The 2,786-nt window shown below is 73.1% G+C and carries 4 protein-coding genes; 3 read left to right on the top strand and 1 reads right to left on the bottom strand.

The window, feature by feature from the left end; all coding sequences use genetic code 11:
* From G6026_RS11870 to G6026_RS11860, 3 genes are all read left to right on the top strand, one after another.
* The coding region (locus G6026_RS11870; RefSeq protein ID WP_182613298.1) for an iron chelate uptake ABC transporter family permease subunit at positions 1-250 on the top strand (250 nt) is incomplete at its 5' end.
* A gap of 38 nt (positions 251-288) precedes the next feature.
* A complete protein-coding gene (locus G6026_RS11865) occupies positions 289-1,143 on the top strand; it encodes an ABC transporter ATP-binding protein (protein ID WP_182613301.1) in 855 nt (284 codons plus the stop codon).
* On the top strand, positions 1,140-2,063 hold the full coding sequence (locus tag G6026_RS11860) for a siderophore-interacting protein (protein WP_206681831.1): 924 nt from the start codon (positions 1,140-1,142) through the stop codon (positions 2,061-2,063). The genes G6026_RS11865 and G6026_RS11860 overlap by 4 nt, the downstream gene beginning before the upstream one ends.
* 14 nt (positions 2,064-2,077) lie before the next feature.
* Here G6026_RS11860 and G6026_RS11855 read toward each other — a convergent pair.
* Positions 2,078-2,786: phosphodiesterase (locus G6026_RS11855; protein WP_241728053.1), on the bottom strand; the 709-nt coding region annotated here is incomplete at its 5' end.

The following is a 2,786-nucleotide window of genomic DNA, read 5'->3' as shown; positions in this document are numbered from 1 at the left end:
GGCCGCGACCGCCGTGGCGGGTCCGCTCGCCTTCGTGGCCCTGTTGTCCACGCCGATCGCCACCGCCCTCGGCCGCGGACGTCCCCACATCGTGGCCGCCGCACTCACCGGTGCGGTGATCGTGGTGGTCGCCGACATCGTCGCCTCCGAGGCCCTGGCCACGGTGGACCTGCCCACCGGCGTGGTGACCGGCGCGCTCGGTGCCCCCGCCATGCTCTGGATCCTCCTGCGCTCCCGAAAGGTCGCCTGATGAGTATCACCACCCACGTCACCCCCGGCGCCACGACGATGCCGCACGGTGTCTCAGCCGAGCCTGATCCCGCCTTCCGCCTTCGCGGGCTGACGCTGGGGTACGGGACCGCCCCCGTGATCCGCGACCTGGACCTGGACATTCCCAGCGGTCGTACCACGGTGTTCATCGGGGCCAACGGGTGCGGAAAGTCCACGATCCTCCGGGCTCTGGGCCGACAGCTCGCCCCCCTGGCCGGATCGATCGAGGTGGCCGGGCGGGATCTGGCCGGGGTCAGGGCTCGCGAGCACGCCCGGTCGGTGGCGTTCCTCCCGCAGTCCCCGCTGGTCCCGGAGGGGCTCACCGTGGCCGAGCTGGTGGCGCGCGGGCGCCATCCGCACCGACGCTGGTGGGGGCCCGGGGACCAGGACGAGCCCGCTGTCGCGGAGGCACTGGCACTGACGGGCACGTCGGGCTTCGCCCATCGTCGCGTCGACGAGCTCTCCGGCGGCCAACGGCAGCGGGTATGGGTGGCGCTGGTACTCGCGCAGGCGACTCCGACCCTGCTCCTGGACGAGCCGTGTTCGTTCCTCGATCTGGCTCACCAGATGGACGTGTTGGACCTGGTCCGAGATCTCCCGTTGCCAGCCGGGCACGAGCCGGAACCGGGTATCCCCGTGCCGGGCCGCCGCACGGTGGTCGCGGTCCTGCACGAACTCACCCTGGCCGCCCGCGTGGCCGACCACCTGGTGGCCGTGGCCGAGGGTGGGGTGGTGGCCGCGGGGCCGCCCGATCAGGTGATCAACCCCGAGACCCTGCGCCGGGTGTTCGATCTGGAGGCCGACATCATCAGCGACCCGCTCACCGGCCATCCCGTGGTACTGCCGCGGGGACGACGAAAGGGGACAGCATGACAGCGATGGCCGTGGAGGCTCCGACCCTCGTCGCGCAGACCAGGGTGGTCCGGGTACGTGCGCTGGGGGAGTCGTTCCTCCGATTGGTGTTGGCCGGCCCGGACCTGACCAGGTGGTCGCGGGAGGTGGTGGACCCGGGGACGGTGCGCGACGCGTACTTCAAGGTGTTCGTCCCCCCGCCGGTCGGGCAGGGGATCGTCCCCGACCCGGACGGCATCCGCGACTGGCTGGCCCTGCCCGAGGAGGACCGTGGGTGGATGCGGACCTACACCGTGCGTCGGGCCGACACGATGACCCTCGACGGCGCGCAGGTCCCCGCACTGACCGTGGACGTGGTGGTCCATCCCGGAGCGGACGAGGGACCGGGGTCGGGGTGGGCTCGGTCGGTCCGGGCCGGGGACACCGTGCACATCGCCGGTCCGGGGCTCGGACACGCACCGTGGGCGGCGTGGAACCCGGGGGCCGCAGGTCGGGTCGTGTGTGCGGGAGACGAGACCGCGGCGCCGGCCCTGTTGTCGATCGCCGAAGAGCTCGCCGCGGAACCGCGCGGGGTGAGGGACGTCCGCGTCGTGATCGAGGTGCCGACCTCGGCCGACGTGGTCGCGCTGTCGGCCGAGGCGCCCGAGTCGGTCACGATCCTGGCGAGGTCCGGCGAGCGGGGGCACTCGCTGGTACACCACCTGGCCGGAGTGTTGGGCGTGGGTCAGGAGTGCGTCGAGTCGGTCCTCGACGGACGCCGCCCCGCCGAGCGGGAGTGGCAGACCGCCACCACGATCTCCGCCGGGGATCCCTACGTGTTCCTGGCCGGGGAGGCATCACTGGTCCGGGCGATGCGACGGCTCGCCGTCGACGGGGCGGGGATGCCCAAGCGGGCCGTGTCGTTCATGGGGTACTGGCGCCGGGGCGCAGCCGAGTCGTGACTCGAAGCGACCGTTCAGGTCGCCTCCGGGCCCTCGTCGGGCGCGGGATACGATGGGTGTCGTAGGGCGCCGAGCAGGCGCGGATACCGCGATCCGGGCAGCCGGTTCACCACCGGGTCGAAGTGGAGGTTCTCGTCGTCGTCCTCCCAGGTGTCGACCGACAGTCGACCGAGGGTCGCCCACCTGCCCAGCGGGGTGGCGTGCTGGAGCGTCCACGTGCCGCCGTCGCCCGTGGGGATCGCGGCCAGCAACAACTGGCGGCCCGCGATCCGCACGGGGAACATCGACGTCATGGTGCGGCCGGTCGTCCGCCATCCCGCGGTGAGCACATAGCGGGTGAGCGGGCCCATTCCCGTGCTGGCGAGCAGGATGTCCACCGGACCATCCGCGTGGACGCGGATGGCCATGCCGCCGACGTCGGGGACGATGTCCGGCAGCCCCACGGCGCGGGAGAACCGGACCGTCGCGGGCCACCTGCCCGTGATGTCCAGGAGCGGCGAACCCGTCCGTCCCACCCCGGTGACGCTCAGAGTCGCGTGCGCGACGACGCCCCGGGGGTGTAGGGCCTTGGGGCGGACCAGACGCGTCACGGCCGCCGCGACCCCGAGTGTCGAGCCGACCATTCCGGCGACGGGCGTCGGGCGCAGGGCCAGCTCCGTGGACGGCGTCACGGACGGCTCAGTGGCCAGCCGCGTGGACGGCGTGGTGGGCGACTCGGCGGGG

Origin of the sequence: Dietzia sp. DQ11-38-2 (assembly GCF_014145055.1) — a bacterium.
Taxonomy (GTDB): Bacteria; Actinomycetota; Actinomycetes; order Mycobacteriales; family Mycobacteriaceae; genus Dietzia.
The sequence above is the reverse complement of the archived record's forward strand: the minus strand, read 5'-3'. Positions and strand labels throughout refer to the sequence as shown.

What these genes read in the sequence shown, in the direction of transcription:
- G6026_RS11860 (WP_206681831.1), top strand. Translation starts at nt 1,140, where the DNA reads ATGACAGCGATGGCCGTGGAGGCTCCGACCCTCGTCGCGCAGACCAGG.
- G6026_RS11865 (WP_182613301.1), top strand. Translation starts at nt 289, where the DNA reads ATGCCGCACGGTGTCTCAGCCGAGCCTGATCCCGCCTTCCGCCTTCGC.